26 protein-coding genes, 1 riboswitch and 1 other annotated feature are annotated in these 26319 nt (G+C 44.9%); all 26 genes read right to left on the bottom strand.

What is annotated here, in order from left to right; all coding sequences use genetic code 11:
• Positions 1–130: 130 nt before the first annotated feature.
• The 26 genes from pyrE to spoIIGA all read right to left on the bottom strand — a co-directional run bounded on the left by pyrE (position 131) and on the right by spoIIGA (position 26317).
• Positions 131–763: an orotate phosphoribosyltransferase gene (gene pyrE / locus JQX68_RS08760; RefSeq protein WP_040083202.1), complete on the bottom strand. Its 633-nt coding sequence runs from the start codon at positions 761–763 to the stop codon at positions 131–133.
• The gene (pyrF, locus tag JQX68_RS08755; protein WP_071580686.1) at positions 760–1479 is read right to left on the bottom strand and encodes an orotidine-5'-phosphate decarboxylase; all 720 of its coding nucleotides are present in this window, start codon (positions 1477–1479) and stop codon (positions 760–762) included. Before pyrF ends, pyrE begins: the two co-directional genes overlap by 4 nt.
• Complete coding sequence (locus JQX68_RS08750) at positions 1448–2383, bottom strand: dihydroorotate dehydrogenase (RefSeq protein WP_148343040.1); 936 nt, start codon at positions 2381–2383, stop codon at positions 1448–1450. Before JQX68_RS08750 ends, pyrF begins: the two co-directional genes overlap by 32 nt.
• A complete protein-coding gene (gene pyrK / locus JQX68_RS08745; protein WP_095431274.1) occupies positions 2383–3153 on the bottom strand; it encodes a dihydroorotate oxidase B electron transfer subunit in 771 nt (256 codons plus the stop codon). The genes JQX68_RS08750 and pyrK overlap by 1 nt, the downstream gene beginning before the upstream one ends.
• Complete coding sequence (carB, locus tag JQX68_RS08740; RefSeq protein WP_147771876.1) at positions 3150–6365, bottom strand: carbamoyl-phosphate synthase (glutamine-hydrolyzing) large subunit; 3216 nt, start codon at positions 6363–6365, stop codon at positions 3150–3152. The genes pyrK and carB overlap by 4 nt, the downstream gene beginning before the upstream one ends.
• Positions 6350–7444 (bottom strand): carbamoyl phosphate synthase small subunit, encoded by a 1095-nt coding sequence (locus JQX68_RS08735; protein ID WP_014663911.1) that lies wholly within the window; start codon positions 7442–7444, stop codon positions 6350–6352. Before JQX68_RS08735 ends, carB begins: the two co-directional genes overlap by 16 nt.
• Complete coding sequence (locus JQX68_RS08730; protein WP_103032036.1) at positions 7441–8727, bottom strand: dihydroorotase; 1287 nt, start codon at positions 8725–8727, stop codon at positions 7441–7443. The genes JQX68_RS08735 and JQX68_RS08730 overlap by 4 nt, the downstream gene beginning before the upstream one ends.
• Positions 8711–9625, bottom strand: a complete 915-nt coding sequence (locus JQX68_RS08725; protein WP_147771875.1) for an aspartate carbamoyltransferase catalytic subunit — start codon at positions 9623–9625, stop codon at positions 8711–8713. Before JQX68_RS08725 ends, JQX68_RS08730 begins: the two co-directional genes overlap by 17 nt.
• 145 nt (positions 9626–9770) lie before the next feature.
• Positions 9771–11078 (bottom strand): uracil permease PyrP, encoded by a 1308-nt coding sequence (gene pyrP, locus JQX68_RS08720; protein WP_040083209.1) that lies wholly within the window; start codon positions 11076–11078, stop codon positions 9771–9773.
• Positions 11079–11252: 174 nt separating this feature from the next.
• Entirely contained in the window at positions 11253–11798 is a 546-nt protein-coding gene (pyrR, locus tag JQX68_RS08715) for a bifunctional pyrimidine operon transcriptional regulator/uracil phosphoribosyltransferase (protein WP_003221477.1), read from the bottom strand.
• A gap of 181 nt (positions 11799–11979) precedes the next feature.
• Complete coding sequence (locus JQX68_RS08710) at positions 11980–12891, bottom strand: RluA family pseudouridine synthase (RefSeq protein WP_147771874.1); 912 nt, start codon at positions 12889–12891, stop codon at positions 11980–11982.
• Position 12892: 1 nt separating this feature from the next.
• On the bottom strand, positions 12893–13357 hold the full coding sequence (gene lspA, locus JQX68_RS08705) for a signal peptidase II (RefSeq protein WP_014663906.1): 465 nt from the start codon (positions 13355–13357) through the stop codon (positions 12893–12895).
• Positions 13358–13460: 103 nt separating this feature from the next.
• Positions 13461–13835, bottom strand: a complete 375-nt coding sequence (gene ylyA / locus JQX68_RS08700; protein WP_014476755.1) for a sporulation-related RNA polymerase-binding protein YlyA — start codon at positions 13833–13835, stop codon at positions 13461–13463.
• Between the two features lie 145 nt (positions 13836–13980).
• On the bottom strand, positions 13981–16746 hold the full coding sequence (gene ileS / locus JQX68_RS08695; RefSeq protein ID WP_147771873.1) for an isoleucine--tRNA ligase: 2766 nt from the start codon (positions 16744–16746) through the stop codon (positions 13981–13983).
• Positions 16747–16798: 52 nt separating this feature from the next.
• Positions 16799–17025: a binding site (T-box leader), on the bottom strand.
• 62 nt (positions 17026–17087) lie between these two features.
• Entirely contained in the window at positions 17088–17582 is a 495-nt protein-coding gene (divIVA, locus tag JQX68_RS08690) for a septum site-determining protein DivIVA (protein ID WP_003221468.1), read from the bottom strand.
• Between the two features lie 93 nt (positions 17583–17675).
• Positions 17676–18449 (bottom strand): YlmH family RNA-binding protein, encoded by a 774-nt coding sequence (locus tag JQX68_RS08685; protein WP_147771872.1) that lies wholly within the window; start codon positions 18447–18449, stop codon positions 17676–17678.
• Positions 18450–18509: 60 nt separating this feature from the next.
• Positions 18510–18782, bottom strand: a complete 273-nt coding sequence (locus JQX68_RS08680) for a YggT family protein (protein WP_003221463.1) — start codon at positions 18780–18782, stop codon at positions 18510–18512.
• 6 nt (positions 18783–18788) lie between these two features.
• The gene (gene sepF, locus JQX68_RS08675) at positions 18789–19244 is read right to left on the bottom strand and encodes a cell division protein SepF (protein ID WP_014476753.1); all 456 of its coding nucleotides are present in this window, start codon (positions 19242–19244) and stop codon (positions 18789–18791) included.
• On the bottom strand, positions 19241–19933 hold the full coding sequence (locus tag JQX68_RS08670) for a YggS family pyridoxal phosphate-dependent enzyme (RefSeq protein WP_014663902.1): 693 nt from the start codon (positions 19931–19933) through the stop codon (positions 19241–19243). Before JQX68_RS08670 ends, sepF begins: the two co-directional genes overlap by 4 nt.
• A gap of 5 nt (positions 19934–19938) precedes the next feature.
• Positions 19939–20775, bottom strand: coding sequence for a peptidoglycan editing factor PgeF (gene pgeF / locus JQX68_RS08665; RefSeq protein ID WP_069149562.1), 837 nt, complete (start codon positions 20773–20775; stop codon positions 19939–19941).
• A 162-nt stretch (positions 20776–20937) separates the two neighbouring features.
• Complete coding sequence (locus tag JQX68_RS08660; protein WP_003232153.1) at positions 20938–21183, bottom strand: YlmC/YmxH family sporulation protein; 246 nt, start codon at positions 21181–21183, stop codon at positions 20938–20940.
• Between the two features lie 81 nt (positions 21184–21264).
• The gene (gene ylmB, locus JQX68_RS08655) at positions 21265–22545 is read right to left on the bottom strand and encodes an N-formyl-4-amino-5-aminomethyl-2-methylpyrimidine deformylase (RefSeq protein ID WP_147771871.1); all 1281 of its coding nucleotides are present in this window, start codon (positions 22543–22545) and stop codon (positions 21265–21267) included.
• Between the two features lie 84 nt (positions 22546–22629).
• Positions 22630–22731, bottom strand: a riboswitch (TPP riboswitch).
• A 10-nt stretch (positions 22732–22741) separates the two neighbouring features.
• The gene (locus tag JQX68_RS08650; protein WP_014663897.1) at positions 22742–23536 is read right to left on the bottom strand and encodes an ABC transporter ATP-binding protein; all 795 of its coding nucleotides are present in this window, start codon (positions 23534–23536) and stop codon (positions 22742–22744) included.
• Positions 23537–23683: 147 nt separating this feature from the next.
• Positions 23684–24466 carry an RNA polymerase sporulation sigma factor SigG gene (gene sigG / locus JQX68_RS08645; RefSeq protein ID WP_014663896.1) on the bottom strand — a complete coding sequence of 261 codons (783 nt, stop codon included), beginning with the start codon at positions 24464–24466 and terminating at the stop codon, positions 23684–23686.
• Positions 24467–24605: 139 nt separating this feature from the next.
• Complete coding sequence (gene sigE / locus JQX68_RS08640) at positions 24606–25325, bottom strand: RNA polymerase sporulation sigma factor SigE (protein ID WP_003221446.1); 720 nt, start codon at positions 25323–25325, stop codon at positions 24606–24608.
• Between the two features lie 62 nt (positions 25326–25387).
• Positions 25388–26317, bottom strand: a complete 930-nt coding sequence (gene spoIIGA / locus JQX68_RS08635) for a sigma-E processing peptidase SpoIIGA (RefSeq protein WP_147772425.1) — start codon at positions 26315–26317, stop codon at positions 25388–25390.
• Between the last annotated feature and the right edge of the window lie 2 nt (positions 26318–26319).

The raw sequence follows: 26319 nt of genomic DNA, 5'->3' as shown, positions 1-26319 counted from the left end.
AAATTTTAGCACAATTCTAACATAAGTCAACCCGACTTTTTTTATAGGATTAATAAAAAAACAGGCCTCATGGCCTGTTTTTAAGTACAGCAAGGCTTTGAAGCCTCTTTACATTGTTGGAATTTATTTTTTATTTTTTAAACCAATCTTTTGACTCGGGATTTCGTTTCCATGTTTTCAGCTTTTTTAGATCATCTGAATGAATATTTCCGTTCTCAAGTGCGACCTCTGTGAGCGTATCGTAATCAGTTAATGAGTAGTATGGCAGTTCTGCCTTTGCGAAGGCTTCTTCTGCTTTGGGAAGTCCGTACGTAAAGATTGAGACGACACCAAGCACCTCACAGCCGGCCGCTTGTAAGGCTGCACAAGCTTCAAGCACGCTGCCTCCTGTGGAGATTAAGTCTTCAATAACGACCGTTTTTTGCCCTTTCTGCACAGCTCCCTCAATCTGATTGCCTTTTCCGTGCGCTTTCGGCTTGCTCCTCACATAACACATCGGAAGATTCAAACGGTCAGCCGCCAGAGCAGCATGAGGAATACCCGCAGTTGCTGTTCCTGCTATCATTTCAGCTTCGGGAAAATGCTCTTTGACAAGCTTGCTGATGCCTGAGGCGACATCATTTCTGACCTCTGGGAAAGATAGCGTAAGGCGGTTGTCACAGTAGATTGGTGATAAAATGCCGCTTGCCCATGTGAACGGCTCGTTCGGACGTAAAAATACTGCTTGGATGTCTAATAGATGTTTTGCGATGATTTGTTTCAAGATTTGATTCCCTCCCATTCAAGTCTGACAGCCTTATAGGCTTTTACCGGATCTTCCGCTTTTGTAATCGAGCGTCCTACTACAATCGCTGATGAACCTTTTTCTCTTGCAATTGCAGGTGTCGCCACGCGGACTTGGTCATTCGCAGCGTCATCTGACATTCTGATCCCTGGAGTGACAGTCAGAAATGAAGGCGACACTGCTTGGTAAATGGCTTTTGCTTCATGAACAGAGCAGACCACTCCATCCAGTCCGCTTTCTTCCGCCTGTTTGCTGTAGTGCACAACCGTATCGATCAGAGGCTTTTCGATCAGCAGTTCATCCTTCATGATTTGTTCAGATGTGCTTGTCAGCTGGGTTACCGCAATAAGTGACGGGCGTTTTTTCCCCGCCGGCGTACCTTCTTCTAAGCCTTCAAGAGCTGCTTGCATCATTTTTTTGCCCCCGGCCGCATGAACATTGACGAGGTCTACGCCGAGACTGGCAAGACGCTTCATCGCCTTGTTTACAGTGGTGGGAATGTCATGAAGCTTTAGATCCAAAAACAGCTCGCAGTTTCTTTCTTTTAGCTGTTTCACGATAGATGGCCCTTCTTGGTAAAAAAGCTCCATTCCAACCTTTACAAATAACGGTTCTTGCTGAAAAGGCGTTAAGAACGCAAGTGTTTCTTCAGCTGATGCAAAATCAAGCGCGATGATGGGCAGGTTGTTTTTCATGATTCCAGCTCCTTCCGATGCATTCTTCAATTGATTGATAGCCGTATTGGCGCAAAACAGATGGAAGCTGTTCAATAATCTCTGGACACGCAAAAGGATTCACAAAGTTTGCTGTTCCGACAGCGACCGCGCTTGCTCCAGCGAGAAGAAATTCCAGGGCATCTTCGGCCGACTGCACGCCTCCCATTCCGATAATCGGGATGTTGACCGCCTGGCTGACTTCATACACCATGCGAATGGCAACCGGCTTCACAGCAGGGCCGGAAAGTCCTCCTGTTTTATTCGCTAATATCGGTTTGCCGGTTTTTAAATCGAGTCTCATGCCGATTAGTGTGTTGATCATCGTAAGGCCGTCCGCTCCCGCTTCCTCGATCGCTAATGCAATCTCTGTGATATTAGCCACGTTCGGGGAAAGCTTCACATAAACGGGTACATTTGAAACCTCTTTCACCGCTTTTGTCAAATCGGCAGCCATTTCAGGGTTCGTGCCAAAAGCGATTCCGCCTGTTTTCACATTCGGGCAGGAAATATTCAATTCAAGTGCATGAACATTAGGCGCTTTGCTGATACACTCTGCGACTTCAACATAATCCTCGACTTGAGAACCTGCGACATTGGCAATGATCGGCGTATCAAACTGCTCAAGCCACGGTAGTTCATGATGCAAAACGCTATCCAGCCCCGGATTTTGGAGACCGATCGCATTAAGCATTCCAGCACCTGTCTCAGCTACCCGCGGCGTCGGATTCCCGAAGCGAGGCTCCTTTGTCGTAGCCTTAATCATGATGGCTCCAAGACAAGACAAATCATAAAAACGTGAAAATTCTTTTCCAAAACCGAAGCAGCCTGATGCAGGAATGATTGGATTTTTCAAATCAAGTCCCGGCAATTTCACCTTGAGCATTACAGCGCCACCTCCTGAGCTTTAAATACAGGCCCGTCGAGACATACTTTTACATAGGATGTCTCACTTTCGTTTGTATGGCACACACACGCGAAGCATGCGCCGATTCCGCAGCCCATTCGTTCCTCCATGGACAGATATACTTCTTTATGGGCATATTCCTGTTTTAGCGCCTTGAGCATCGGTGTCGGCCCGCAGCTGAGAAGGATATCAAACTCTAGATGTTTCCGTTTAATCACATCTGTGACAAATCCGGTTTCCCCGTAGCTTCCGTCAGCTGTTGCCACAAACGTGTCTCCATACTGCCGGCATTCTTTCTCGTAAAAAACATCCTTTGCCGATTGGAATCCTAAAACGTGGATGACATTTACCCCTTTTTCAATCAAGCGTTTCGACAGCTCTTGGAGAGGCGGCACACCTACACCGCCTCCTACCAGCAAAGCCGTCTTTCCGGGTTGGACTTCATTGACAGGAAAGCCATTTCCCAAAGGCCCGAGGACATCCACAAGCTCTCCCTGCTGTTTCAGAGACAATAGCCTTGTACCTTCCCCATCTACTCGATAAATGATGGTGACTTCACTTTTTTCAAAATTGACGTCGGCGATGCTGATTGGCCTCCTCAAAAGAGGCGTAACCGCTTCGCTCACTTTAAGATGAAGGAACTGCCCCGGGGTTGTAAACCCTTGGACAAGCTCCCCTTTCAGAACCATTTGATACACCCGGTCTGCAATTTGCTGGTTAGAACATACTGTCAAATACGCTTTTTTCATATAGTGACTGCCGCCTCCTGATTTGTATTGACTGCCGGCATTTGATCAGCGCGGAATGTCATGCTTTCCAGCACTCGCAATATCGCCTCTGCCGTATCTAATGATGTTAAGCAGGCAACACCATTTTCTACTGATTCACGTCTGATTCTAAATCCGTCTCTTGCCGGCTGCTTTCCTTTTGTCAGCGTATTGATGACAAACTGTGCTTCACCGTTTCTGATGACATCAAGCAGGTTCGGACCATCCTGGCCGATTTTTCCGACAACCTTCGCTGGAATAGAAGCTTCTTTCAGGTAGCCTGCCGTTCCTTCCGTCGCTAAAATGTTGTAGCCAATCGCGTGGAACCGCTTAGCAATGGCAAGCCCTTCTTCTTTGTCCTTATCAGCTACTGTTAAAAGCACGGAACCGTAGTTCGGGATTTGAATACCTGAAGCAATCAAGGCTTTATAGAGCGCCTTTTCAAGGGTCGAATCTTTCCCCATGACTTCACCTGTTGATTTCATTTCAGGCCCTAACGTAATGTCAACTCTTCTCAGCTTGGCGAAGGAGAAGACCGGCGCTTTTACAAATACACCTTGCTGCTCAGGCTGAAGGCCCTCTGTATAGCCAAACGCAGCCAGCTTTTGACCGAGAATGATTTTTGTTGCGAGATTCGCCATTGGGATACCCGTAATTTTGCTTAAGAACGGTACGGTTCTGCTTGATCTCGGGTTCACTTCGAGCACGTACACCTCGCCTTGTGATAAGACGAATTGAATATTGAGCAAACCGACAATGTTCAGCCCTTTAGCAAGTGCGATCGTGTATTGTTCAATTTTTTTCTTAATGTCCTCAGTGAGCGATTGAGGCGGATAAACAGCGATCGAGTCTCCGGAGTGAACGCCCGCACGTTCAATGTGCTCCATAATTCCCGGAATGACGACTGTTTCACCGTCAGATACTGCATCAACTTCAATTTCTTTCCCAGTCAAATATCTGTCAATTAATACAGGGTGCTGCGGATTGATTTTGACTGCGTTTTTCATGTAATGAAGCAGCTCTTCTTCATGATACACAATCTCCATCGCCCGGCCGCCAAGTACATAGGAAGGGCGCACCAATACCGGGTAACCGATATCGCTCGCGATGCTTACTGCCTGATCAACTGATGTCGCTGTTTTGCCAAGCGGCTGCGGAACACCAAGTTCTCCAAGCGCTTGTTCAAATTTATCCCGGTCTTCCGCACGGTCTAAATCTTCTAATGAAGTTCCAAGGATTTTCACTCCGCGTGCAGAAAGCTCGTCAGCAAGGTTAATCGCAGTTTGTCCGCCAAATTGTACGACAACGCCTATTGGCTGTTCGAGGTCAATGATGTGCATAACATCTTCAATCGTAAGCGGTTCAAAATACAGCTTGTCTGAGATGCTGAAGTCTGTTGAAACAGTTTCCGGGTTGTTATTGACAATAATGGCTTCATAGCCTGCTTGTTTAATTGCCCATACAGAGTGAACAGTCGCATAGTCGAACTCGACACCCTGGCCGATTCGAATCGGACCCGAACCAAGCACCATCACACTTTTCTTATCTGTAACGACAGATTCATTTTCTTCTTCATATGTGCTATAGAAGTAAGGTGTTTCCGACTCAAATTCCGCCGCGCACGTATCTACCATCTTGAATACCGGCGCAATCCCCGCTTGTTTTCTCAAGCTGTATAGCTCGGATTCTTTCATTTTCCACTCGCGGCTGATGTACTGATCAGAGAAGCCGAGTTCTTTTGCCCGTCTCAGCACATCTGTATCGCCCACATTCGCCTTCAATTCTTTTTCAAACTGTACGATTCCGAACAGCTTATGCAGGAAGAAGACATCGATAGCGGAAAATTCATGAAGGTCTTCTACCGTGTAACCTCTTCTGTACGCTTCAGCTAAGTAGAATAAGCGTTCATCACCGGCCTTTTTAATTCGCTTTTCAAGAAGTTCATCTGAAATGTCAGCGGCGTCCTTCAATTCAAGATGATACACATCAGCTTCCAATGAACGCACCGCCTTCAGCAATGACTCTTCAAGCGTGCGGCCGATCGCCATGACCTCACCAGTCGCTTTCATTTGCGTGCCGAGCTTTCTGTTTGCTGATTCAAATTTATCAAACGGCCAGCGCGGAATTTTGGATACGACATAGTCAAGAGCAGGTTCAAATGCTGCATATGTTTTTCCTGTTACCGGGTTCATCATTTCATCTAATGAAAGGCCGACTGCAATTTTAGCAGCGAGCTTTGCAATCGGGTACCCCGTTGCTTTTGATGCAAGGGCAGATGAACGGCTGACACGCGGATTTACTTCAATAATGTAATATTGGAAGCTGTCTGGATCTAAAGCGAGCTGTACGTTACATCCGCCTTCGATTCCAAGCGCGCGAATCAGTTTTAACGATACATTCCGCAAGAGCTGATATTCGCGATCGCTGAGCGTTTGGCTCGGCGCGACAACAATACTGTCTCCAGTATGGATTCCAACTGGATCAATGTTTTCCATGTTACAAACGACAATGGCGTGATCCTGGCTGTCTCTCATGACTTCATACTCGATTTCTTTATAGCCGGCGATGCTTTTTTCAAGCAGACATTGGTGTACCGGGCTTAATTTCAAGCCGTTCTCAACGATTTCTTTTAACTCTGTCTCATTCGAGCAGATGCCTCCGCCTGTTCCGCCTAATGTATATGCCGGGCGGACAATGACAGGGAATCCAATGTGACTGACGAATTTTTCCGCTTCTTCGAGGGAATGGATAATCTCACTTTCAGGCACCGGTTCATTCAGTTCATTCATTAATGTTCTGAACAAGTCACGGTCTTCAGCTTGCTGAATCGCAGACAGTTTCGTGCCAAGCACTTCGACGCCGCATTCTGCCAAAACGCCTCTTTCAGAAAGCTCAACCGCAAGATTCAAACCGGTTTGGCCTCCGAGCGTAGGAAGAATGGCATCTGGGCGCTCTTTTCTGATGATTCGTGTCAGGAATTCAGGTGTGAGCGGTTCGATGTAAACCCGATCAGCCATTTCTGTATCTGTCATGATCGTGGCAGGGTTTGAGTTGACAAGGATGACTTCATAGCCTTCTTCTTTCAAAGCAAGACAGGCTTGCGTTCCCGCATAGTCAAATTCTGCTGCTTGGCCGATGATGATCGGCCCAGATCCGATTACTAAAATTTTGTTAATGTCTACGCGTTTTGGCATACCGCTTCCCCTTCTTTCTCTGTTGTTTCGATCATTTCGATGAATCTGTCAAATAGATGGTTAGCATCCTCAGGACCAGGTGAGGCTTCGGGATGATATTGAACCGTAAATGCCGGCAATGTTTTATGCTTCAGCCCTTCAATCGTATCGTCGTTGATTGCGATATGCGTCACTTCAAGTTCTGTTTCACTGATAGATGAAACTGTATAACCATGGTTTTGAGATGTTAAGGCAACTTTCCCTGTAGCCAGCTCTTTTACCGGGTGGTTTGAACCTCTGTGGCCGAATTTCATTTTTTCAGTATTCGCCCCGCACGCCAGCGCGAATAATTGGTGGCCGAGACATATTCCGAATAAAGGCACTTTTCCGAGAACACCTTTAATCATTTCAATCGCTTCAGGCACATCCTTCGGGTCTCCAGGTCCGTTAGAAAGCATGATGCCGTCCGGTTTCAGCTGAAGCACTTCTTCTGCTGTAATGTTGTAAGGCACAACGATGACGTCACATTTCCGTTTGTTCAGCTCTCTTAGAATCCCGTGTTTCATGCCGAAGTCAACCAAGACGATGCGTTTGCCTCTTCCCGGGCTCGGATATGCTGTTTTTGCTGATACTTGTGATACTTGATTTCTTGGCAATTCCGTTTCGTTCAGTCTTTTCAGCACAGCTTCGATGTCTTCATCAGATGAAGCGAATGTTCCTTTTAGCGCGCCTGCCGTGCGGATCATTCTTGTCAGCTTCCTTGTATCAATCCCCTGGAGTCCGGGAATGTTTTTCATTTTTAAATACTCGTCTAATGTGTATGCTGAACGCCAGTTGGAAGGCAGTTCACATAATTCCTTGATGATCAGCCCTTTGACAAAAGGGGTAATGGATTCAAAATCATCACGGTTAATGCCATAATTTCCGATAAGCGGGTATGTCAATGTTACGATCTGCCCGCAGTAAGAAGGGTCAGATAAAATTTCCTGATAGCCTGTCATCCCAGTATTAAAAACGACTTCTCCCATGTTGTGTTCTAAGCTCCCGAAGGCTTCTCCTTCGAATACCGCTCCGTTTTCCAGTACTAATCGTCTCTTCATTTGACAAGTCTCCCTTCTTCATAAGCAAGCTTTCCTGCCGCAATTGTAGCGACCGGCCAGCCGGTGCAGCTGATGCCATTGAATGGTGTATTTTTTCCTTTTGATAAAAATGTCTCTTTGTCTATAACTGCTTCTTTTTCTAAATCAATTAATGTCATGTCAGCAACTTGCCCCGTTTGTAATGTTCCATATGGGAGACCGAACGCTTCGCATGGCTTGATTGTCATGTAGTCAATGAGCTGCTTCAATGACCAGCTGCCATTTTTGACAAAGTGTGTGTAAAGAAGCGGGAATGCTGTTTCTAAGCCGACAATTCCGAATGGCGCCAGCTTCATTTCCGTGTTTTTCTCTTCTTCCGTATGCGGTGCATGGTCTGTTGCGATAAAATCAATCGTTCCGTCTAAAAGACCTTCAATTAAAGCAGCCCTGTCTTCTGCGCTGCGGAGCGGAGGATTCATTTTAAAGTTTGTGTCCAGCCCCGGGATGTCCTCATCACAAAGCAGCAAATGATGCGGCGACACTTCTGCTGTCACTCTGATTCCCGCTTTTTTCGCATCGCGTACAACTCTGACAGATTCTTTCGTGCTGATATGGCATACATGATAATGGCAGTTTGCCGCCTCAGCCAGCAGCACATCGCGGGCAATATGAACCGATTCACACACAGAAGGAATGCCGTTTAGCCCGTTCGCTTTGGAGAATGTCCCCTCATGTACGCTTCCTCCGTAAATTAAGGAGTTGTCCTCGCAATGTGCAACAATCGCTTTGTCAATTGCGGCTGCCCGTTTCATCGCTTCATACATCATGCCTGCTGTCTGTATCCCAACGCCGTCATCTGTAAAGGCAAATGCCCCGGCTTCTTTTAACGCTTCAAAGTTTGTCATTTCATCGCCGATTTGCCTGATCGTAATGGATGCATATGGAAGAACTCTGACACATGATGTTTCTTTAATTCTGTTTTGCACCCATTCCATCTGCTCCTTTGTATCGGGAACCGGCCGCGTATTCGGCATTGCTGCTACTGTTGTATAGCCGCCGCGTGCCGCTGCTTTCGCCCCGGTTTCAATTGTTTCTTTTTTCTCTCCGCCCGGCTCTCTGAAATGAACGTGGAGATCAACAAACCCAGGTGAAACAAGCAAACCTTTTGCATCAATTACAGTTTCATTATCCGTTGCATCAAGCTTGCCGATTGCAGTAATGGTTTCTCCTGTCACTCGGATATCCGCTTCTGTTTTTTCACCATTTTCGTTAAGTATCCAGCCGTTTTTAATGAGATATGACATACGCTGCTTCTCCTCTTTTCACATTGGTTTGTAAGGCACGCTGTATCACTGCCATTCTGATAAATACGCCATTTTGCATTTGCTTGAAGATTCTTGATTTTTCGCTTTCTACTAAGCTGTCATCAATCTCCACTCCTCTGTTTACCGGAGCAGGATGCATGATGATCGCATGCTGTTTCATACGCTCAGCCCGTTCTACGGTCAAGCCGTATTTGTTTAAATAGCCTTCCTGGCTGACAGCGGACTGATGCCGTTCATTTTGAATGCGCAGCAGCATGACGACATCGGAAGACTCAACTGCTTCATCCATTGAGACATACGTGCCGAATGTATTTTCTTCATCCTGCCATTCCGCAGGACCGGAAAACAGGACCCGGGCACCCAATCTTGTCAACACTTCCGCATTTGACCTTGCCACTCTGCTATGCTTGATGTCACCGTGAATGGAGACGGTAAGCCCTTTGAACGTACTGAACTCTTCATAAATCGTCATTAAATCAAGCAGTGATTGTGTCGGATGCTGGCCGCATCCGTCTCCCGCATTCAGAATCGGAATGCTCACCTGGCTGACAAGCTCTTGATAATACTCATCTTCACTGTGCCTGATGACGCACACGTCCACACCGATTGATTCGAGCGTCCGAATCGTATCATATAAGGTTTCGCCTTTTTGTACGCTTGTGCTTGTTCCATCAAGGTTCAGCACATTCATGCCCAGCTTTTTTTCTGCGACCTCGAAGCTGAACCGCGTTCTCGTGCTCGGTTCGAAAAACAGGTTTGCTGCAAACTTTCCTGTAAGCTGATTGTCTGTTTTTCCTTTTTTGAGGTCTTGTGCTGTGTGAAGAAAATCTTTGATTTCCTCAGTGCTGAGTTCACTCATCGTCGTTAAATGCTTCATGTTCTTTCCCCTCTCATTTCAACTTAAGGCTGAAAAAAACCCCGGGTCTAAGATAGACTCGGGGTATGGTTAAATAGAGGGCAGCATTGAAGCTTCCTTCTCTTCATAACCCTTCCAAGCCTCTCTGGACTTTCATTAAAAGGTTTTAAATATGATGTTGTTCAGATGTGTCAGCCTGCTCTTCCTTTGCTTCCGGAAGAATCAGGTTTAAGATGACACCGACAATTGCGGCAAGCGCCATCCCTGACACTTGGAATCCGCCTTGTGATACTTGGATAAATGCGCCTCCTACACCGATCACAAGGATCACCGATGTGATAATGAGGTTTCGGTTATTTTCATAATCAATTTTGTTGTCAATCAGCATTCTCAGACCGCTTGAAGCAATGATTCCGAACAGCAGGAAGGAGACGCCTCCCATGACCGCTGACGGCACTGAACTGATCAGCGCTGAAATTTTGCCGATAAAGCCGAAGCAAAGGGCAATCACTGCCGCGCCTCCGATGACAAAGACGCTGAATACCCTTGTGATGGCCAGCACGCCAATGTTTTCTCCGTAAGTCGTCGTCGGTGGGCCGCCGATCAGGGAAGCAAGAATTGTCGCCACGCTGTCACCCATAATGGAGCGATGCAGTCCCGGCTTTTTAATGAAATCTTGTCCAACAACCTTACTCAGCACCATTTGGTGGCCGATATGCTCCGACATTGTCACAAACGCGACCGGTACCATTGCGGCCGCGATGCCGAGTGTTACTGACGGTGAATAGTCTTTGAACGGGATGATAAATTCAGGCACTGCGAACCATTTCGCGTCAAGCACCGGCTGGAAGTTGACAATCCCTTGAGTAAGGGCGAACAGGTATCCGCCGATGATTCCGATCAAAACCGGAATCAGGCTTAAGAATCCTCGCAAGAAAATCGCGCAAATAATCGTGATGGCCAGCGTAACGCCTGCAACACTGAAGTGCTTTAAGCTGTAAACCAATTCACTCGCATTTGGATCAGCATACATCGCCATGTTTACCGCAGTGCTTGCAAGTCCCAGCCCGATGACGATAATAACAGGTCCTACGACTACAGGCGGGAGAATCTTCATCAGCCATCCTGTGCCAAGCTGCCTGATCAATAAGGCAATCAGCCCGTATACCAGCCCTGCAAGAAACGCCCCGACCATTGCCGCTCCCGGCCCGCCGGTCGCTTTTACCAGTATGATCGGAGAAATAAAGGCGAAGGATGAACCGAGATACGCCGGAATTTGCCCTTTCGTAATAAGAAGGTACGCCAGTGTTCCGATGCCGCTTGTCACCAACGCCACAGCAGGACTCATTCCGACGAGCTTCGGAACCAAAATGGTTGAGCCGAACATGGCAAACAAATGCTGAAGGCTGAATGAAACCCAAGAGAAAGGTGTCGGGACATCCCTGACCCCTAAATTTACTTTTTTCTTACTCATGATGATTTCCCCCTGATTGTTGACTTTCATTTTAGGATGACTCAATGGCTGTATAAAAAAACCTCTTTGCTATTTTTACGCAAAGAGGCATACAAAGACCTGCCGAATGCTTTTCGGGTCTTTGTTGTGCACCTCTTTGCAACCTCTCTGGATTGCCCTTAAAAAGGTGATCTATTATTCATTTTCATAAATGGCGACGAGATCGTTTTGATCTACCTCATCAAGCTGAACCATAACCTTTTCAGCCTTTGATGTCGGGATGTTTTTCCCAATATAATCCGCTCGTATCGGCAGCTCCCGGTGTCCCCTGTCAACAAGCACAGCCAGCTGAATGGAGGAAGGTCTGCCTACATCAACAAGCGCATCCATACCTGCTCTGACTGTTCTTCCGGTATAAAGGACATCATCAACGAGAATGACTTTTTGATCTGTGATATCTACCGGAATATCTGCACCTTTCACAAGCGGTTCTTCGTTGCTCGTTTTTTTAGAAAGATCGTCTCTGTAAAGGGTAATATCAATTTCACCAACTGTAACAGGATTTCCTTCAATCTGTTCAATTCGTTCCGCAAGGCGTTTTGCCAGGTAAATCCCTCTTGTCTTAATGCCGACAAGAATGCAGTTATTCATTCCTTTATTGCGTTCGATCATTTCGTGCGCAATCCTGGTCAAGGCTCGTCTGATTGCCTGTTCGTCGAGAATGACAGCTTTTTGATTCAATGTGTGACACCTCACAGTTTATATAGAAGAAAAAACCCCTCCTGCCAGAGCATAGAGGGGTTTTAGGACAAGGTGCGCACTATACACGCATCCCGTCTATCCGTTATCCTTCTCAGCCTCTCTGGACTGTTTTAAAGAATCTATTCAGCTTCGTTTATTATTTCAGAAAAGAAACACTCTGTCAACCGTTTTTTCTGAGGGTTTCGATTAATTCTGCCATATCCTCAGGGAGCGGCGCTTCAAATTCGACATATTCTCCTGTTCGCGGGTGGTCAAAACCTAAAACGCCCGCGTGAAGCGCCTGGCCGTTAAAGTCGATTGTTTTTCTCGGACCATATTTCGGGTCGCCCGCTAATGGGAATCCGATATATTTCATATGAACACGAATTTGATGGGTTCTCCCTGTTTCAAGCTGGCATTCCACTAACGTAAAGTCCTGAAAACGCTCAAGCACATGAAAATGAGTAACAGCGTTTTTGCCATCACGTGTCACAGTCATGCTTTGACGGTCTTTTTTATCCCGCCCGATCGGCGCGTCAATTGTGCCGTCATCATGAGAAATAAGCCCGTGAACAACAGCCGTATACTTTCGCGTGACCGTTTTGTTGACCAGTTGGTTTACAAGTGACTCGTGTGCCATATCATTTTTCGCCACCATTAATAAGCCGGACGTGTCCTTATCGATTCTGTGAACAATTCCCGGACGCATCACACCATTGATTCCGGAAAGGTCTGTGCAATGAGCCATAAGGCCGTTTACAAGTGTGCCCGTAAGATGACCGGGTGCTGGGTGTACAACCATTCCGCGAGGCTTATTGACAACCAGCACATCCTGATCTTCATAATAAATATCAAGATCCATAGGTTCTGCCAGGACGTCGAGCGCTTCCGGTTCGGGTACAGTGACGGTCACCCGATCACCCGGCTGAATTTTATAATTTGCTTTCACCGCGCTCCCGTTCACGACAACCTGTCCGTCTTTTACCCATTGCTGAACCTGGGTTCTTGACCAATCATTCTCAGTTGATGCCAAAAATTTATCAATCCGCTCACTTTTTTGTTCTTCTGAAGCGGTTATATCAATTTGATTCATGCTATTGCTCCTTTTTCTTTTTCCCGCTGTCCAACAGCATTTGTATAAATAAAAGCATGACGCCGACACATAGTGAAGAGTCCGCGATGTTAAAAATCGGGTAATTGTAATTCACAATTATAACATGGATAAAATCCACAACTTCTTGTCTGACAGCCCGATCGATAAAGTTGCCGATGGCACCGCCAAGCATAAGCCCGAGGGCAACGCCAAGAAGCCTTTGTCCTTTTGTGTAACGCTGTATGTAATAAACAATACCAATAATAACAGCGGTTGTTATGAGGTAGAAAAACCACATCTGACCCGCTAATATCCCCCATGCAGCACCCGTATTGCGATGGGAGGTGATATAGAATACCTGATCAATGATCGGAATGCTTTGGCCAAGTTCCATGTTCTTAACGACTAGCCATTTTGTCAATTGATCGGCTGCAATAATAAGTAGTGCAATTATATAATACAGCACAAACGTTCCTCCAGTTTACGGTTACTTTAATCCATTATGCATTTTATCAATAAAAAGCACTGGAGTAAAGAAATATCAGGCATATTAACTGGTCAGACACTGTTTATTCATACAGTGCCTGACCATATTCGATATCCGTTGATTTCCATATCGGAAGCGTTTTTTTTTCGAATTGGACAGAATAAAGAAAATCGTTTGCTGTTCGGGCCGTCGGCAGCACCGCCAGCTTTGAAAGAGGAATGGGGGCTCCGGTCTCTTCACAGTATCCGAATGTGCCGTTTTCGATTTTCGACAATGCAAGGAGAACGTCTTGAAGCTCTTCTTTAATGTGATAGATCAGAGTTGCTTTTTGTTTATGATTGATTGCTGCTTGCGGGCTTGTAGAAACCTGAAAGCAAGAATACTCAAATAATCTCGACTGTAATTCTTCTTTCATCAGAAGAAGTTCCGTGTAAATTGCGGTCAGTTGATCATTCATTCTTCACAACTCCTGCTCTTAACGTAGTACCTTTATTGTTGCCTATGAATGATGATCTAAAGCCCATAAGATTTTTCCTGCCGTTCTAAAGGATGTCACTCTTGGCACAAAAAAAGCCCGGCTTTTACGCCGGGCCCCTTTTGCATTATTTTTCATAGTATTTTTCAACGATCTCAGCATTGCGTAATGAAAGTGTAGGATATTTCGGATTTGCCCCTACATCTTTTGAAATCACACGTGATCTCTCACACATTTCGCCTTCCGCTTTCTCCACAGCGATTTTACCCGTCGGAAAGCTTTGCGCATCGTTCGGCGCTTCATGTTCTTCACTGATTGTCAGTTCTGACACAATAAACAGTTGAGAAAGATTTTCTTTAATGGAAGCCAAGAGCTCTTTGTTTTCTTTATTTGGATACAATTTCAGGTTAGCTTCCAATGATTTACCGATAATTTTTTCATTCCGCGCAGTTTCTAATGCTTTTAGCACGTCATCACGAAGAGCCATAAAGCGGTCAAATTTTTCTTCAGTCGCTTCACTGTTTGAAACTGCGATTGTTTCCGGCATATCTGTCAGCTGAACGCTCTGATCTTCAACAAATGTTAAATGAGACCATAATTCGTCAGCCGTATGCGGAAGGATAGGCGCTGAAAGCTTCACTAATGCAAGAAGCGTTTCGTAGAATACTGTCTGCATGCTGCGTCTATCCGGATGATCCGCATGCTCGATGTAAACAATATCCTTTGCAAAATCGAGATAGAATGAGCTTAATTCGATTGTGCAGAAATTATGGATGCTGTGATACACAACCGCAAATTCGTACTCATCATACGCTTTTTTCACTTTATCAATCAGTTTGTTCAGCTTAATCAGCATATACTGATCCACTTCACGAAGTTCTTCAACAGCCACCGCATTTGTTTTTGGATCAAAATCGAAAAGGTTGCCGTGAAGGAAACGGAACGTGTTACGGATTTTACGATATACTTCCGCAACCTGCTTCAGAATGGCGTCAGACACGCGAACATCCGCCTGATAATCCACTGAAGATACCCATAATCTTAAGATGTCCGCACCAAGCTGTTTCATAACTTTAGCCGGAACAACAACGTTACCGATTGATTTACTCATCTTGCGACCTTCTCCATCCAGTGCGAACCCATGGCTGAGCACACCTTTATACGGCGCTTTTCCTGTTACGGCTACTGCTGTAGAAAGAGAAGAGTTAAACCAGCCGCGATATTGGTCAGATCCCTCTAGGTATAAATCAGCCGGACGAACGAGGTCATCACGTTCTTCAAGTACTGCTTGATGTGAAGAGCCTGAATCAAACCAAACATCCATGATATCCTGTTCTTTTGTAAATGTGCCGTTCGGGCTTCCAGGATGTGTAAAGCCTTCCGGAAGAAGGTCCTTTGCTTCTTTTTCAAACCAAATGTTTGATCCGTGCTGTCTGAACAATTCAGAAACATGTTCAATGGTTTCATCCGTAATAATCGGTTCCCCATTTTCGGCATAAAATACCGGAATCGGCACACCCCACGCACGCTGTCTGGAAATACACCAGTCTCCGCGGTCCCGAACCATGTTGTGCAAACGCTGCTCGCCCCATTCAGGAACCCATTTGGTTTCTTTGATGGCGTCCAGCAGGTCTGATCTGAAATCTTTAATAGACGCAAACCATTGCGCTGTCGCTCTGAAAATGGTTGGTTTTTTTGTTCTCCAATCGTGCGGATAAGAATGAGTAATAAATTCAAGCTTCACAAGTGCGCCTTTTTCATCAAGCTGCTGTGTGATCGCTTTGTTTGCATCATCATAGAACATGCCTTCAAAGCCAGGAGCTTCGCTTGTCATGACACCTTTTTCATCGACCGGGCAAAGCACATCTAAACCGTATTTTTGGCCGATGATAAAGTCATCTTCCCCATGCCCTGGCGCTGTATGAACACAGCCCGTTCCGGCATCAGTTGTTACGTGTTCACCTAGCATAACGAGAGAATCTCTGCCATATAGCGGGTGTTCAGCTATAATGTTCTCAAGGTCTTTTCCTTTGACCGTTCTTGTCACTTCATACTGATCAAATCCGCATGCAGACGCAACATTTTCGACTAAAGCACTTGCTACGACAAAGCGGTCTTCACCTACTGCAATCACGCTGTACTCAAGATCAGGGTGCACTGAGATTCCGAGGTTCGCCGGAATTGTCCAAGGCGTTGTTGTCCAGATGATGATACGTTCTCCATTCTCAAGAACGCCTTTTCCGTCTTTTACACCAAAAGCAACGTAAATTGATGCTGAACGTTTGTCTTGATATTCGATCTCGGCTTCAGCCAAAGCAGACTCACTTGAAGGTGACCAGTTAACCGGTTTAAGACCTTTGTAAATGTAGCCTCGTTTTGCCATTTCACCAAATACGCGGATTTGCTGCGCTTCGTATTCCGGTTTTAATGTCACATATGGGTTTTCCCAATCACCGCGGACACCAAGACGTTTGAATTGCTCACGCTGTCCTTCGATTTGCTTCCAAGCGTACTCTTCGCACAGTTTGCGGAATTCCGCTACTGACATTTCTTTGCGGTTGACTTTTTTGTTTTTTGTCAGAGCTGTTTCAATTGGCAATCCGTGTGTATCCCAGCCTGGTACATACGGTGCGTTGTAGCCGCTCATTGATTTATAGCGGACAATGAAGTCCTTCAAAATCTTGTTAAGCGCGTGGCCCATATGGATGTCACCGTTAGCATACGGAGGTCCGTCATGTAAAACAAATTTCGGGCGGTCTTTCGTCCGTTCCTGCACAAGACGATAGATATCCTCTTCCTCCCATTTCTTTTGAATGTCAGGCTCACGGTTTGGCAAATTTCCACGCATCGGGAAATCTGTTTTTGGCATTAAGAGCGTGTCTTTAAAATCCATTTTCATTCCTCCACTGCATTTTTTCAGAAAATAAAAAAAGCCCTCTCATCCCATAAGGGACGAGAAAGCTTATCTCGCGGTACCACCCTTTTAGAAAAAGCCAGCATACGCTTTTTCCTCTTGAGCATCGTAACGTGATGAACGTCCTAACCTACTGTGAGTTCAGAAAGGAAACTTAAGGGCTGATCTACATGATTCCGGCCATCCCGGACTCTCACCATCTCCGGGTCGCTATGAAGGCCTGAAGGAAACATGACTGTCCCTTTCAACCGTTTTTTCATCTGAATTTATGAACGTATTATATTCGACAAGCTAAGAAAATGTCAAGATAATCAGAGAATTTATTCCTTTTCCTCAAATACAGCGTCGACTTCATACTCAAGGAGATGATCCCAATCGTCATTTTTCAGAAGATCGAGCTGAGCCTCAATCAGCATTTGGAAACGTGTTCTGAACACTTTAGACTGTTTTTTCAGCTCTTCGATTTCCATGGCGATTTTTCTTGATTTTGATAACGATTCGTTGATAATGCGATCAGCATTTTTCTCCGCTTCCCGTACGATCAGCTTTGCCTCTTTTTGTGAATTGCGTTTTACGTCTTCAGCTGCTTCTTGGGCAACTAAAATCGATTTATTCAATGTTTCTTCAATATTGGCAAAGTGTCCGATTCTTTCATCTAGCTCATTGACTTTCGCTTCTAGTTCCGTTTTCTTCCGGAGAACAATTTCGTAATCTTTTCTGACTTGCGCTAGAAATTCATTTACTTCATCTTCATCATATCCGCGAAAACTTTTTGTAAACGTCTTGTTGTGAATATCATTTGGCGTTAATGGCATGATGCCACCTCCATTTTTACATTTCAGTACGGTTATCTAGTTCACATTATAAAACAAATTTCGCACAGATGGAGAAAAAAACTGAAAAACCGACTATTTTTGTCGTTCAAACGTAACTCTCCATTTGTCTTTTTTGGTTTTTCCTTCGATTTTGGATAAACTGCAGCGGCCAAAGCCTCTGATAGACAGCATGTCCCCTTCTGCCACTATGTAGGAAGGATCTTCAACTACCTTCCAGTTCACTTTTACGAGCCCGTTTTTCACAAGTGTCTGTGATTTCTGGCGGGATTGCCTGCTCATAGAGGCGCAGACAGCGTCAAGCCTTAAAGAAGAAACCGTGTCATCTCTTATTTCGACATCAATAGCCGGAATGTTAAGGTCTGACAAGCCAATTTTCTCAAGGCTGACCGTCGCTTTGCCTGCTTGAGTCAGCTGTGCGGCCACAAAATCAGCGGTATCGGCTGATACAATCAATTGCACAGCTGATTCAGAAAACACGATGTCACCGAATTTTTGCCGCTTTAATCCTATGCCCATTAATGCACCAAGCAGAGAACGGTGATCTACTGAGACAAACTTGTCAGCATAACGGACGTGAAACGCCTGCAGTTCAAAATCCGATTCTTCTGTAGTAATGTATTCTGGATACAGAATCGCCCGTTTCCGCTCCGCTCTGTCATAGCCGCCGGAAAAAGCAAGCCCGACGTCTGTCTGTCCCGTAACAGCAGTGAGGATGACCTGCTCTCGAGGGTCTAAAAAGTCGGTCAGCTTCATTCTGTACTGCTCCTGGACAATTCTTTTCCATTCGAGCGCCTGATCAATAAAGGCCCGCTCGTCTTTTCTGAAGTGCTGATAGATATCGCTCATCGTCTTTCCCTTCTATGTAAAGAGGCTTGGCTGCTGCCAAGCCCCTATCAAACTGTCACATTAAAACGCAATCATGCGGTAAAGTCCCCACAAGCCAGTAGTCGCAAATCGAAGCACAAGGATTGCTACGATTGGTGAAATATCCAGCATTGCAATCGGAGGGATGATTTTTCTGAATGGTTCGAGATATGGTTCACAAATCGATGCTAAAAAACGCCCGACTGCTGTTTCCCTCGTACTCGGCACCCATGACATAAAAATGTATATGATCAGGGCAAATGAGTATATTGTGATTAATAAGCTTAAAACCGAAAAAACTTGATAAAGGATCATCTCGCTTTACCACCTCTGATGTTCGTCTTCAGATATGAGCTCAGAAATTGTGCCTGATACATCTACGTTATCAGGCGTGCAGAGAAAGATATCTGAGCCGATTCTTTGAATATCTCCGCCGATGGCATAGACGGTTCCGCTTAAAAAGTCAACAATCCGCTTCGCCTGGTCATGCTGTATCCGCTGAAGATTGACGACAACTGCCCGCCGGTTCTTCAAATGGTCGGCTATTTCCTGCGCCTCCGCATACACGCGCGGCTCACTCAACACCACTTTAGAGGATTTCTGAACACTTTGCAAGCTCACTACATTCTGTTTGCCCGCAGGTTTATTCCCGGTATAAGCCGGCTTTTCTTTTTGCTCATGCTCCTCATGCGATTCCCGCTCTGTCTCAATATATTCATATTCATATTCTTCATCTTCCATCGAGAAAAAGTTTTTCAGTTTATTTTTCATACTCATTGCTGTACACCCCCTGTTTCATTTCCGACTAACGATGAGCCGATTCTAATATAAGTAGCCCCTTCTTCAATTGCAATTTCAAAATCATTTGACATGCCCATCGACAGTTCAGTACACGGAGCGTTCGGCTGCTTCAGTTTCTGAACCTGGTCACGGAGTTCTCTCAGCGACCTGAAACAGCTTCTGATCTGATCTTGATCATCAGTCAGCGGAGCCATTGTCATCAGTCCGGCCACTTGGATATGTTCGAAACCGGAAAGCTCCTGTATGAATGGAATGACTTCTTCTTTTTTCATGCCGTGTTTAGAAGGCTCAAGAGAGGTATTGACCTGCACAAAGCATCGGACAGTACCTTCAGCCCGTTTTTCAATTTCTTTCGCTAATGAGAGCCGGTCTAGGGAATGGATATAAGAAACCGCATTGACGACAGATTTTGCTTTTCTTGATTGCAGACTGCCGATAAAATGCCATTCCGGATTCCCTTTCATCAATTCCTGTTTGCGGAGCAGTTCCGCATCCCGATTCTCTCCGAGGCAGGTGATGCCAGCATCTACTGCCTCCTGTGCTCTTTCAGGCGATACATATTTTGTGACTGCAATAACCGTAACTTCATCGGAGCTGCGGCCCGATCTGTTACATGCTTCGTTTATTCGTTCGTTTATATGTCGTAAATTATCAACAACACGCAAGATCTTTATGCCTCCTTCATTCCGATAAAGGACATCATCCGTCCAGTTTTCCCCTGATCGCGGCGGTGAGAATAGAAAAGAGACGGCTCGCTTTCCGTGCATAAACCGCTGACAGAAATCTGTTCATTTGCCAAACCGCTGTCTATCAGTATGAGGCGGTTCAGCTCTTTCAAATCAAGCTGATATTGTGCCATTGCCGTCTGATTAACGGCACGGTCTGCTGAAACCGGCAATGCGCGGACAGCATCCATGACACGGTCATCTACCGTATAGCATGCTCCGCTGATAGACGGACCAATAACAGCCTGAATATCTGAAGGATTTGAACCTTCCTTCTCAGTCCATTGCTTCACCATTTCTCTGCCAATCTGTTTGACAGTGCCTTTCCACCCGGCATGGGCAACTCCGACAAGTGATTTAACCGGATCATAAAAGAAAAGAGGCACACAATCAGCAAAGCATAATGCTAAAAATACATTTTTTTCATTTGTATAGAGACCGTCCGTTGCTTTTAGCGCTGTGTGATACTCACGGGCGCCTTTTCCCCTATCCCTCTGCGTTACTTTCTGAACGCAATTATCATGTGTCTGATCAGCGAATACCCAAGACTGCAAATCAGTATTAAACATATCGGCAATATATTCACGATTTTTAACTACATCTGCATCTTTGTCATGAACGTGCAATCCTGTATTTAACGATTCAAAAGGCTTTTGGCTGACACCGCCGTTTTTCGTCGTAAATCCGGCAATGACTTCTTTGTTGTTTTGATTCGTTTGAGCCCAGTCTTGTATCATGAGTGTCGAGGGTGTGGTAAGACTAAATGGGTGATATGTATTCATGATGATCCAACCTTTCGACAAACATTTAAAAAAGCGGAATTTCCCACTTATTTTACCACATCTTTCTGCATTCGTTGAGCGCCGATTTGCATATTTCTAAATGAAATGTGCCGGAAGAAACGAGACTTCCGGCATTTGCCAATCCGCGGTAGAAAAGCAGGTTTATGCATGCGGTTCACTTAATCGGACCAAGATTACATCTTCCCCGATTTTTACTATATTTCGCCATGGAATGACCAATTCCTCTTCTTTTCCGAAAAATCCGAGCACTTTCCCATTTCCTCCTAGTATGATCGCCTGAATTTTACCAGTGGTCACATTGATATCAATATCCCCAATACTCCCCAGCTTTTTTCCGTTTGAGACATTGACGACATCCTTCACCTGAAATTCTGAAATGCTGATCATTCCATCACGTCCTTTTCCCGTCCTTTTTTCAAGTATATGAACGGGCAGGCTGAACCTTGTCAGCAAGAAGAAATTTTCATGTCACTGTTCTTTTTTCCGGCTGCACCAGCTCATGATAAAATCGAGGATGATTTTTGTATACTCTACTAGCTGCTCAATCGATACCTTCTCATTCACGGAGTGTGCATTGTGCAGATCGCCAGGACCGTATATCACGCATGGAATACCGGCATCATACAGCCACCCGCCATCTGTAACCGATTGAGAAACGTCAATAATTGGACTCTCCCGCTTCACTTTCTCATGAGAGGCAGTAAGCGCTAAGACGCCTGGGTGGCCAGGGTCAACTTCCAATGCCGGAAAAATTTCTCCTCTGTCTTCAATCATCGATGAGCCTCCCCACTTAAATAAGGGGCGGTTTTCCCTAAGCCAAATATCACTGTCACTCAGCCGATTGACGTAATCTTCTATTTCCGCTGCCACTTGGTCATGGGTTTCATTCGGATAAAAATGAACTGTGATCCACAGCCGGCATTCGTCCGCTATAAAAGCCGCATGTCTGCCGCCTTCTATAACAGCCGGGTTAATTGTATTTGTGCCAGGTTTAAAGCCGGGATAACGTTTCATAATGGACCAGTGGCGCTCAAGCTCACCGAGCCCCGAAATGATTTTCGCCATTTTTTCAATTGCGCTTGCTCCGAATGTTCCTCCGCCTGCATGAATCATATTTCGTCTCGTTCCATCATGAAATGTTTGACTGCTTTTGATTTCTATCCAGCCTGTAATGACACCGCCTTGGCCTTGAATATGCATATCGCTCGTATCCGCGACAATTGCAAAATCAGCGTGGTAGCCCCTCTTGCAGCATTCAAGCGTGCCGGCTTCTCCAACTTCCTCCCCGATAACCGATTGCAGAATCAGATCACCGGGAAGTTCAATGCCTGCTTCACGAATTAATTTGACAGCAAACAGCACACATGCCATTCCGCCCTTCATATCGGAAGCGCCTCGCCCGATTAGGAGACCGTTTTTTTCAATTGGATGAAATGGATCGTGCTCCCATTCCTCATCCTCCTTTACCTCTGCCACATCTACATGGCCATTAATGATCAGGCTATGATAATCTGCTGAACCTGTTCCCTTTAGCTGGCCTACAACATTGGGGTCTCCAGGGTACACATCCCATTTGTCGATCGAAAATCCTAATTCATTTAAAAATCCCGAAATCCATGACTGAATCCCCTCTGTATTTCTTGCAGGCGGAGCAGGTGTTTGATAAAAAATCAGCGTTTTTGCCAGCTGAATAAGCTCCTCCTTTTGTTCTTCCACTTTTTTGAGCAAAGAGTCTATTTGTTGTTCCAATCTAATCCGCTCCTATTCTTCAAAAATAAAAAGCCGCTTCAAGTTATGAAACGGCTCAATAAAAACAAACAGAGTCCTATGCACTCTGTTTCTTCACCGCTTCCCTCCGCTGGCATGATCCAGATCAGGTCAAAAGGGTTGAGACAAAGTCTCTCTCAGCTTCGCAAAGCACCCCTAGGATGAATCTATGTGTTTGTCAGGCATTCGTTATCGGCTCAGCTCTTGTTAAAAACGGCCGATCTTGGTTCCATAATACATGGATTGGCGTATCAAAAAAAGCGGAAAGTATTTGATCAGTAAGCATTTCCTTTATTTCTCCGGCTCCAAAGACCTCTCCCTGCTTTAATAAAAGAGCTTTATCAAAGACAGGCAAAATTTCCTCAGCATGATGAGTCACATAAAGGATAGATGGTGCATTTTCTTTGTTTGCAATGTATGTAATCGTATCTAACAACTTTTCCCGGGCAATAAAATCCAGCCCTGTGACTGGTTCATCCAGTATCAGCAGCTCCGGATCGGCCATTAGTGCTCTTGCAATCAATGCTCTTTGTTTTTCCCCTTGAGAAAGGGTTTCATAGCGACGGTCGGCATATTCAATTGCTCCCAAGTCCTCTAACAAACCAATCGCTTTTTCCCTGGTTTCCTTACTTGGCGTTTCATATAACCCAATCGAAGCGTAAGCTCCGCTCAAAGCAATTTCAAAGGCTGAATCTGCCGGGTACAATTTTTGCTGAAGAGCTGCTGAGACGAGGCCAATTTTACGTCTGAGTTTTTCCCCAAGCTCTGTCTTGCCAAATTCATGGCCAAGCACCTGCATCTCGCCTGATGTTGGAAAATAATATGAGCAAAGCATATTTAACAGTGCTGTCTTCCCGGCGCCATTTAGGCCGTAAAGCACCCAATTTTCCTTTTCTTCCACCTTCCAATGAATATCTCTCAGTATCCATTTCCCATTCCGTTTTAATGAGACATTGTCAAGCTGCAAAATCATCGTGGTCCTCCTCTTGATTGCCTTTTGTAATTGTTTTAATTTTCTTAAAACTTCGTACAAACTAGGATACCTTATTTCTTCCAAAACGTAAACCGTCGGCAAACAATAGAAAAGCCTTTAAAACAAAATCGTTTTAAAGGCTTTTCATTATTGATGAATATTTTTATTCATTTGTTTGATAGCCGCTTTTTCAAGTCTGGACACCTGTGCTTGGGATATTCCGATTTCCTCGGCGACTTCCATTTGGGTTTTTCCTTGGAAGAATCGTTTTCTCAAAATCATTTTTTCCCTATCGTTCAGCCTTCTCATGCCCTCTTTTAAAGCCAGCTCTTCAATCCATTGTGTATCTGTATTGCGCTCATCACTGATTTGGTCCATCACATAAATCGGGTCTCCGCCGTCGTTATAGATCGGTTCAAATAGAGAAACCGGATCCTGAATGGCATCAAGCGCAAATACAATTTCCTCATGCGGTACTTCAAGAACTTTTGCGATGTCTTCTGCAGTCGGCTCCTTGCTTGTCTCACTGATTAACCGCTCTCTTACCTGAAGCGCCTTGTAAGCGATGTCCCGGAGTGATCTTGAGACACGGATCGGGTTATTATCGCGTAAATACCTGCGGATCTCTCCGATAATCATAGGTACAGCGTATGTTGAAAACTTAACATTGTGGCTTAGGTCAAAATTATCAATGGATTTCATTAGTCCGATGCAGCCGACTTGAAATAAGTCATCAACATACTCCCCTCTGTTATTAAATCGTTGAATGACACTTAAGACAAGACGCAAGTTCCCATTTACAAGCTTTTCTCTTGCTGAATCATCGCCTTCATCCTGCAGCTGCCTAAACAGCTTTCTCATCTCTTCATTCTTGAGTACTGGTAATTTGGAGGTATCCACCCCGCAGATTTCGACTTTATTTCTCGACACTTTTTTCCCTCCCTACAGGAGCTGCTGTACACCGTTAAGTATCTCCTTGGGTGGGAAAAATATGCACTGCAATCAGGCCGAAAAACTGTCGAAATCAGGAAATCCCTGTAAAATCAAGGGGTTCTTCCCATAAAATTTTTTACACCATTTTGTTGAACTCTTTTCTCAATCTTTTTATAATTCGTTTCTCAAGCCGTGAAATATAGGACTGTGAAATCCCCATCATATCCGCTACATCCTTTTGGGTTTTTTCTTCTTCACCGACAAGCCCAAACCGCAGCTCCATAATTTGCTTTTCCCTCTCATTAAGCTGTTCAAGCGCTTTTTTCAAAAGCTTTTTATCTACGTTAGCTTCTATGTCTTTAGTGATGATGTCATCGTCTGTGCCGAGCACATCAGAAAGCAAAAGCTCATTGCCGTCCCAATCAATATTAAGCGGTTCATCAAAGGAAACCTCTGAACGGATTTTGTTGTTTCTCCTCAAATACATCAGAATTTCATTTTCTATACAGCGGGAGGCATAGGTCGCCAGCTTAATTTTCTTTTCTGGGTTGAATGTGTTCACAGCTTTGATTAATCCGATGGTACCTATGCTGATTAAATCCTCTATATTAATTCCCGTATTTTCAAATTTACGGGCGATATAAACGACCAGGCGCAAATTGCGTTCAATTAAAATGGCACGTGCCGCCTGATCGCCGTTTGGGAGCTTCATTAACAACACCTGCTCCTCATCTTTAGACAATGGAGGCGGCAGGGCTTCACTCCCGCCTATGTAGTAGACTTCATCACTTTTCAGCCCAAGTTTCATCAGCAGCTTATACCAGAGGTGCGTCAACCGTAATTTTAGTTTTTTCATCTTCCTCTCCCTTCTAAATGTACCGCCGTTTGAGTATGATAAGTAACGGACATTTGCGAACTTTATGAAACGTGTTTGACAGCCTTGCCCGAAAGCATTTTCGGATGAATAATCGCATCAAACTCTCCATCTGCTGAAAGCTTTGTTGTGCTGATACCGATTAAGCATTTATCTGCACAAATCATTTCTTCTTTTGTCATAATCGTTACGTGATCCGGTTTAACACATAATAAAAATTGATTTTGCTGACCAACTCCCCTGTATGGAATCAACCTCATTTTATCTAAAAAGCGAAATGAATCATCAAGCTGTTCGATGGCTTCCAGCGGGTCTGTGTTTCGAATGATCATCGTTTCGGCTGCTCCGAAAATCGGCTCCAATTTATCAACGTAAATGATCATAACCGGTGTTTTTGTAAGAGGATCGTACAGCTGATTGCCCGAATCAATCAGGCCTCTGACATGAAGTGTTTGGTTGCCCAAATCGGCCTGCACGCTGACTCGTTCCTCATATTGAATGTTTTTTGTTTCAATATCTTCGATTCTTCTTTTAGAAAAAAACCATAATGCTGGAAAGCCAGCAACAATAAACAACCAGCTGATCGGGTCTCCAAACCCTGTTTGATTAGTAATCATGACACCGTTTCGAACAATAGAATTTGACTGCAGCAAAGAATGAGCTCCAATAATTCCTCCTCCCATTAAAAAAGTGGCAAAATAAAAGGAAAACAAATTTTGAAAGAAAAAGCGAAATCTTTTAAAGCCAAATGTCACCATTACAATCACAACTGAAAAAGCTAGCTTCCCAGCTGGATGGTCAACAATCGGCGAGAAAGGAGTAAACATCAAAAGGACAATACTTGAACCGATGAACGCCCCGCCTATCAGTCTTCTTTTTTTCACATGCCGTTTTAAAATAAATGCCGTGAGCAAAAGCAAAAGTGCATCAAAACAAAAGTTTAACAGCCAAATGACATCTAAATAGATTTTCACAT

The sequence above is a fragment of the Bacillus sp. LJBS06 genome (genome assembly GCF_016924995.1).
In the GTDB taxonomy this organism is placed as follows: Bacteria; Bacillota; Bacilli; order Bacillales; family Bacillaceae; genus Bacillus; species Bacillus stercoris.
This window is presented reverse-complemented; position numbering and strand designations above follow the sequence as displayed.

Bases quoted from the DNA above. Each gene is read 5' to 3' on its own strand.
- JQX68_RS08710 (WP_147771874.1), bottom strand. From the start codon at position 12,891: ATGAATCAAATTGATATAACCGCTTCAGAAGAACAAAAAAGTGAGCGG.
- sigE (WP_003221446.1), bottom strand. From the start codon at position 25,325: ATGAAAAAACTAAAATTACGGTTGACGCACCTCTGGTATAAGCTGCTG.
- JQX68_RS08685 (WP_147771872.1), bottom strand. From the start codon at position 18,449: ATGAGCGATATCTATCAGCACTTCAGAAAAGACGAGCGGGCCTTTATT.
- pyrP (WP_040083209.1), bottom strand. From the start codon at position 11,078: ATGAGTAAGAAAAAAGTAAATTTAGGGGTCAGGGATGTCCCGACACCT.
- JQX68_RS08725 (WP_147771875.1), bottom strand. From the start codon at position 9,625: ATGAAGCATTTAACGACGATGAGTGAACTCAGCACTGAGGAAATCAAA.
- JQX68_RS08730 (WP_103032036.1), bottom strand. From the start codon at position 8,727: ATGTCATATCTCATTAAAAACGGCTGGATACTTAACGAAAATGGTGAA.
- ylyA (WP_014476755.1), bottom strand. From the start codon at position 13,835: ATGAATGATCAACTGACCGCAATTTACACGGAACTTCTTCTGATGAAA.
- pgeF (WP_069149562.1), bottom strand. From the start codon at position 20,775: ATGAATACATATCACCCATTTAGTCTTACCACACCCTCGACACTCATG.
- pyrK (WP_095431274.1), bottom strand. From the start codon at position 3,153: ATGAAAAAAGCGTATTTGACAGTATGTTCTAACCAGCAAATTGCAGAC.
- divIVA (WP_003221468.1), bottom strand. From the start codon at position 17,582: ATGCCATTAACGCCAAATGATATTCACAACAAGACGTTTACAAAAAGT.
- JQX68_RS08680 (WP_003221463.1), bottom strand. From the start codon at position 18,782: ATGATCCTTTATCAAGTTTTTTCGGTTTTAAGCTTATTAATCACAATA.
- JQX68_RS08750 (WP_148343040.1), bottom strand. From the start codon at position 2,383: ATGCTCAAGGTGAAATTGCCGGGACTTGATTTGAAAAATCCAATCATT.
- ileS (WP_147771873.1), bottom strand. From the start codon at position 16,746: ATGGATTTTAAAGACACGCTCTTAATGCCAAAAACAGATTTCCCGATG.
- JQX68_RS08735 (WP_014663911.1), bottom strand. From the start codon at position 7,444: ATGAAGAGACGATTAGTACTGGAAAACGGAGCGGTATTCGAAGGAGAA.
- carB (WP_147771876.1), bottom strand. From the start codon at position 6,365: ATGCCAAAACGCGTAGACATTAACAAAATTTTAGTAATCGGATCTGGG.
- sepF (WP_014476753.1), bottom strand. From the start codon at position 19,244: ATGAGTATGAAAAATAAACTGAAAAACTTTTTCTCGATGGAAGATGAA.
- JQX68_RS08650 (WP_014663897.1), bottom strand. From the start codon at position 23,536: ATGATTTTGCAGCTTGACAATGTCTCATTAAAACGGAATGGGAAATGG.
- pyrF (WP_071580686.1), bottom strand. From the start codon at position 1,479: ATGAAAAACAACCTGCCCATCATCGCGCTTGATTTTGCATCAGCTGAA.
- JQX68_RS08660 (WP_003232153.1), bottom strand. From the start codon at position 21,183: ATGATCAGCATTTCAGAATTTCAGGTGAAGGATGTCGTCAATGTCTCA.